The sequence below is a fragment of the Streptomyces sp. WAC06614 genome, from assembly GCF_003949795.1.
Lineage (GTDB): Bacteria > Actinomycetota > Actinomycetes > Streptomycetales > Streptomycetaceae > Streptomyces.
In genome coordinates, this window is record NZ_RPRY01000446.1 from 1 (window position 1) to 4,634 (window position 4,634).

The window sequence follows — 4,634 nt, forward strand, 5'->3', positions numbered from 1 at the left end:
CCTCGGCCGGGAACTGCAGGTCGGCGATCCCGCGCAGGGTGATCCCCCGGCGCTCCGCCCCGGCCGGGTCGACCGGGGTGAAGCCGCCGCTCGGCGCTCCGTGCAGGGAGGCCCGGCCCCCCGGGAGCGAGGGGCGTGCCGCCCGTGTGCCGGCCCCCGTACCGGCGCGCGGGCGGCACGCGTTCAAGGGATCAGCAGGGCCTTGCCCGCGATCTCACGCGCCTCGATCGCGCGGTGCGCGGCGGCCGCCTGCGCCAGGGGGAACGTCCGTGCGATCACCGGCCGCAGCCGGCCCGCCGCCGCCTCGGCGAGGGCGAGGGCGCCCAGCCGGGTGATCTCCTCGGCCGGGAACTGCAGGTCGGCGATCCCGCGCAGGGTGATCCCCCGGCGCTCCGCCCCGGCCGGGTCGACCGGGGTGAAGCCGCCGCTCGGCGCTCCGTGCAGGGAGGCCCGGCCCCCGTCACGGACCAGCGCGAACGCGGCCGTGCCCAGCTCCCCGCCGACCCCGTCGAGCAGCACGTCCACCGGCCCACCCACCCGCTCGGTCCAGCCCGGCTCCGCGTAGTCGACCACCGTCTGCGCGCCCAGCGAGCGCACCAGCTCCCGCTTCCGTCCGCCCCGCGCCGCCGCCACCACGTGCGCCCCCGCGGCCACCGCCCGCTGCACCAGCAGCGTGCCCATCCCGCCGGCCGCGCCCAGGATCAGCACCCGCTCGCCGGGCCGGATCCCGATCCCCTCGACCAGGCCCGTGCCCGTCACCCCGTCGTGCGCCAGCGCCGCCGCCTCGCGCAGCCCCAGCCCGTCCGGCACCGGGATCAGCCGCTCCAGCGGGACCCGGACCAGCTCGGCGTACGTGCCGCGGGTGCCCGGCCCCGCCACCACCCGCCGGCCGAGCCACTCCCCGGCCACGTCCGGACCCACCGAGACCACCGTGCCGGCGGCCGCGCCGCCCGGCACGAACGGCGGGAGGTAGCCGAAGCGCTCGCCCCAGCCGCCGCGGATCTGGGTCTCGACGTAGATGGTGTCGACGGCCTCCGCCCGGACCACCACCTCGCCGGGACCGGCCACCGGATCGGGCACCTCCACCGGAACCAGCTCGTCCGGCCCCCCGTACCGGGCCACCTCGATCGCGCGCATGACGCTCCCCCTGTCTCGTCGGCCGTCGTCCGGCCGTGATCACTGCGCCGAGTCTCGGACCTCGACCGCAGTTGAGGTCAAGCGGCGGACGCGGCCGGAGGAGTCCGGTCCGGCCGGGTGTGGGAGGGCGGGCACGGGGTAGGGCGCTTACCGTGGTCGGGGGGTCCGCACGCGCGAAGGGAGACGGCGATGACCGAATCCGCACCCGGTGCTCCCGTACGAGGTCCGGCCGACCGCGGCCGGACGACCATCGCCGACGGGGTGGTGGAGAAGATCGCAGGACTCGCGGCCCGCGAGGTCCCCGGGGTGCACGCCCTCGGCAGCGGCCTGGCCCGCACCGTCGGCTCGCTGCGCGACCGGGTCCCCGGCGGGGCCAAGGCCGCGGCCTCCCGCGGGGTGAAGGCCGAGGTCGGCGAGGTGCAGACCGCCCTCGACCTGGAACTCGTCGTCGACTACGGCGTCTCCATCCGGGATGTCGCCCGCTCGGTGCGGGAGAACGTCGTGGCCTCGGTGGAACGGATGACCGGACTGGAGGTCGTCGAGGTCAACATCGCGGTGACCGACGTCAAGCTGCCCGACGAGGGCGACGAGGACGAAGAGGCGCCGGAGCCCACCAGGACCCGGCTGCAGTAGCGCGCGGCGCGGCATGCGGCCGGGCCGCCGGGAGGAGTCCGCATGAGCATGGCTGTCGCCGGGATGCTGGCCGGCATGGCATTGGGGTTCGCCGGGTTCTTCGGCGGATTCGGGGCCTTCCTGCTGGTGGCGGCCCTGGGCGCCATCGGCTTCGTCCTGGGCCGGTTCGTCGACGGTGACCTCGATCCGGGCGACTTCTTCCGCCCCCGAGACAACCGCCGCCGATGACCCCGCCCGACCGGCCGTCCCTCGACCGGCCTGACGAGGACCGAGCGCCCGCGGACCGGCCTGACGAGGACCGACCGCCCGCGGACCGACCGCTGGTGGGCCGGGCCGGCGGGCGGGTGCGGCGGGTGGCGGCCGGGGAGCGGGGGGCCACGAAGATCGCTGACCGGGTGGTGGCCAAGATCGCCGCGCAGGCGGCCAAGGAGGCGCTCGCCGGACGCGCCGCAGGAGCCGCCCCACCGCACGCCACCGTCACCGTGCACCACGACATCGCCCGGGTCCGGATCGCGCTGGAGCTCGCCTACCCCACCGACATCGCCGCCCAGTGCGCGGCCGTCCGCCGCACGGTCGCCGCCCGCGTCGAGGAGTGCGCCGGCATGGCCGTGCCCGAGGTGGACATCGACGTGGAGCACCTGCACGCCCGCTCCGGGCCCGGCCGGGGCCGGGTGCGATGAGCGCCCCGTCCGCCGCCCGGCGCCCCCGCCGCTTCCGCTCGGCCCGGCGGATCCCGGCCGCGCTGGTCGCCCTGGTGGTCCTGGCGGTGGCCGGGCTGTTCCTCTACGACCTGGTCGCCGTCCGCGCCCACCGCCCCGGCATGGAGTGGCGCCGGGAACTCGCCCACCAGCTCGACCGGCACACCCCCGCCGACGCCGCCGTGCTCGCCACGGGCGCCGGCCTGGCCGCCGTCGGCCTGGTCCTGCTCCTGCTCGCCCTGACCCCCGGCCGGCACGGACTGCTGACGATGGCGGGTCCGGCCCCCGGCGTCCGCGCCGGGATCAGCCGCAAGAGCGCGGAACTGCTGCTGCGGGACCGGGCCATGGAGGTCTCCGGGGTGCAGTCGGTACGGGTGGCGGTGCGCCGCCGGCACGTCGCCGTCCGGGCCGCCTCGCACTTCCGCGAGCTGGACGACGTACGCGCCGACCTGGACGCGGTGCTCGCCGTGGGCCTGGCGGAACTGGGCCTGGTGCGCCGGCCGCCGCTGCGGGTGCGGGTCACCCGGCCGGCCGGGAAGGGGTGAGGGCGGCGTGCGCGGAGTGACCAACCGGATCCTGCTCGCGGTGACCGGCGCTCTGGCGGCGCTGGCCGGGACCGCGCTGCTCGCCGCGACCTGGCCGTTCGCCGGACGCCACCAGGCGGTGCTGAGCGCGGAGCGCCGGCGCGGCCTGCACGCCGAAGCCTGGTACTGGTGGGCCGTCACCGGCGCCCTGGCGGTGTGCGTGGTGCTCGCGCTGTGGTGGCTGCTCGCCCAGCTGCGCCGCTCCCGGCTGCCGTCGGTCCTGGTCGACACCGGGGACGGCGGCTACGCCGTTCTGCGCGGCCGGGCGCTGGAGGAGGCGGTGGCGGGGGAGTGCGAGGCCCTGGAGGGCGTGGCCGGCGCCCGGGTCCGGCTGCACGGGCGGCGCGACGCGCCCGCGTTGCGGATCGTGCTGCGGCTGGAGCCGTACGCCGTCCCCGCCGATGTGCTGGCCGCGCTCGCCGGGCCCGTGCTGGACCGGGCCCGGACCTCGGCGGGTCTGGCCGAACTGCCCACGGAGACCCGTCTGCTGGTCGGCGGCCACCACGCTCCCCGGGTGACCTGAGCCCGGGGCGCGGGCGGACCGGGGCCGTGCCCGGTCGGACGGGAGCCTGCCCGGGCGGGCCGGGGCCGTGCCCGGTCGGACGGGAGCCTGCCCGGGCGGGCCGGGGCCGTGCCCGGTCGGACGGGAGCCGGCCCGGGCGGGGCGGGCCGTCAGAAGCCGTGCCGGGCGCCGCCGTCCACCGGGAGCATGACGCCGGTCAGGTAGGAGGCGGCCGGCGACAGCAGGAAGGCCGCGGTCCGGCCGAACTCCTCCGGGGTGCCGTAGCGGCGCAGCGGGATCCGTGCCTCGTTCGCCGCCCGGGCGCCCTCCGCGTCCCCCGACAGCGCGTCCAGCTCCCGCACCCGGTCGGTGTCGACCCGGGCCGGCAGCAGGCCGACCACCCGGATCCCGCGCGGGCCCAGCTCGACGGAGAGGGACTTGGCGAAGCCGGCCAGCCCGGGCCGCAGGCCGTTGGAGATGGTCAGCCCCGGGATGGGCTCGTGCACCGAGCCCGACAGCACGAAGCCGATGACCCCGCCCTCGCCGAGCTCGGCCGCGGCCGTGCGGGCCAGCCGTACGGCGCCCAGGAAGACCGCCTCGAAGGCGGCCTGCCACTGGGCGTCGGTGTTGTCCGCGGCGAAGCCGGGCGGCGGGCCGCCCACGCTGATCAGCACGCCGTCGAACCCGCCGAAGTGCCGGCGGGCGGTGGCGACCAGCCGCTCGGCGCTCTGGGGGTCGGCGTTGTCGGCGGCGACGCCGAGGGCGTTCGGGCCCAGCCCGGCCGCGGCCTCGGTCACCCGCTGCTCGTCCCGCGCGGCGAGGACGACCTTCGCCCCGTCGGCGACGAGCGAACGGGCGGCGGCCAGGCCCAGCCCACGGCTGGCCCCGGTGACGACGTAGACACGGTCCTTCAGTCCAAGATCCATGCGCCCACGCTACGCGGTGCGCGACGGCCTAGGTGTGTTGTCCCGGGACGTTGGTGACACGCGTGCTGGGTTCTTGAAATGGGTGAGGGCCTCCGGGTTCGGTGTGGATTGCGACATCTACACGGATCCGAGGAGGCCCTCGTGCCCCACCGTA

Annotated in this window: 7 protein-coding genes and 1 pseudogene; 5 read left to right on the forward strand and 3 right to left on the reverse strand. The window is 77.5% G+C overall.

The genetic code is table 11. The annotated features are described in order from the left end of the window. Together EF918_RS37800 and EF918_RS32825 are read right to left on the reverse strand one after the other, a co-directional pair. A pseudogene (locus EF918_RS37800) lies at window positions 1–187 on the reverse strand (hypothetical protein); the annotation flags it as partial. Next, on the reverse strand, window positions 184–1,137 hold the full coding sequence (locus EF918_RS32825; RefSeq protein WP_125652549.1) for a zinc-binding dehydrogenase: 954 nt from the start codon (window positions 1,135–1,137) through the stop codon (window positions 184–186). The pseudogene EF918_RS37800 and the gene EF918_RS32825, both read right to left, overlap by 4 nt. Before the next feature lie 189 nt (window positions 1,138–1,326). Between EF918_RS32825 and EF918_RS32830 the strand changes: the two genes are divergently transcribed. From EF918_RS32830 to amaP, 5 genes are all read left to right on the forward strand, one after another. Then, a complete protein-coding gene (locus tag EF918_RS32830; protein WP_125652550.1) occupies window positions 1,327–1,770 on the forward strand; it encodes an Asp23/Gls24 family envelope stress response protein in 444 nt (147 codons plus the stop codon). Window positions 1,771–1,812: 42 nt separating this feature from the next. Next, a complete protein-coding gene (locus tag EF918_RS32835) occupies window positions 1,813–1,998 on the forward strand; it encodes a hypothetical protein (protein ID WP_125652551.1) in 186 nt (61 codons plus the stop codon). 116 nt (window positions 1,999–2,114) lie between these two features. Beyond that, entirely contained in the window at window positions 2,115–2,450 is a 336-nt protein-coding gene (locus EF918_RS32840; RefSeq protein ID WP_125652555.1) for a hypothetical protein, read from the forward strand. Then, window positions 2,447–3,013 carry a DUF6286 domain-containing protein gene (locus EF918_RS32845; protein WP_125652552.1) on the forward strand — a complete coding sequence of 189 codons (567 nt, stop codon included), beginning with the start codon at window positions 2,447–2,449 and terminating at the stop codon, window positions 3,011–3,013. The genes EF918_RS32840 and EF918_RS32845 overlap by 4 nt, the downstream gene beginning before the upstream one ends. A gap of 7 nt (window positions 3,014–3,020) precedes the next feature. Further along, window positions 3,021–3,575: an alkaline shock response membrane anchor protein AmaP gene (gene amaP, locus EF918_RS32850; RefSeq protein ID WP_125652553.1), complete on the forward strand. Its 555-nt coding sequence runs from the start codon at window positions 3,021–3,023 to the stop codon at window positions 3,573–3,575. 149 nt (window positions 3,576–3,724) lie between these two features. Here amaP and EF918_RS32855 read toward each other — a convergent pair whose 3' ends face one another. Next, window positions 3,725–4,480 carry an SDR family oxidoreductase gene (locus EF918_RS32855; protein WP_125652554.1) on the reverse strand — a complete coding sequence of 252 codons (756 nt, stop codon included), beginning with the start codon at window positions 4,478–4,480 and terminating at the stop codon, window positions 3,725–3,727. Window positions 4,481–4,634: the final 154 nt, after the last annotated feature.

Excerpts from the sequence above, each read along its gene's own strand:
- EF918_RS32855 (WP_125652554.1), bottom strand. The coding sequence starts at position 4,480 with ATGGATCTTGGACTGAAGGACCGTGTCTACGTCGTCACCGGGGCCAGC.
- EF918_RS32835 (WP_125652551.1), top strand. The coding sequence starts at position 1,813 with ATGAGCATGGCTGTCGCCGGGATGCTGGCCGGCATGGCATTGGGGTTC.
- EF918_RS32845 (WP_125652552.1), top strand. The coding sequence starts at position 2,447 with ATGAGCGCCCCGTCCGCCGCCCGGCGCCCCCGCCGCTTCCGCTCGGCC.
- EF918_RS32830 (WP_125652550.1), top strand. The coding sequence starts at position 1,327 with ATGACCGAATCCGCACCCGGTGCTCCCGTACGAGGTCCGGCCGACCGC.
- EF918_RS32825 (WP_125652549.1), bottom strand. The coding sequence starts at position 1,137 with ATGCGCGCGATCGAGGTGGCCCGGTACGGGGGGCCGGACGAGCTGGTT.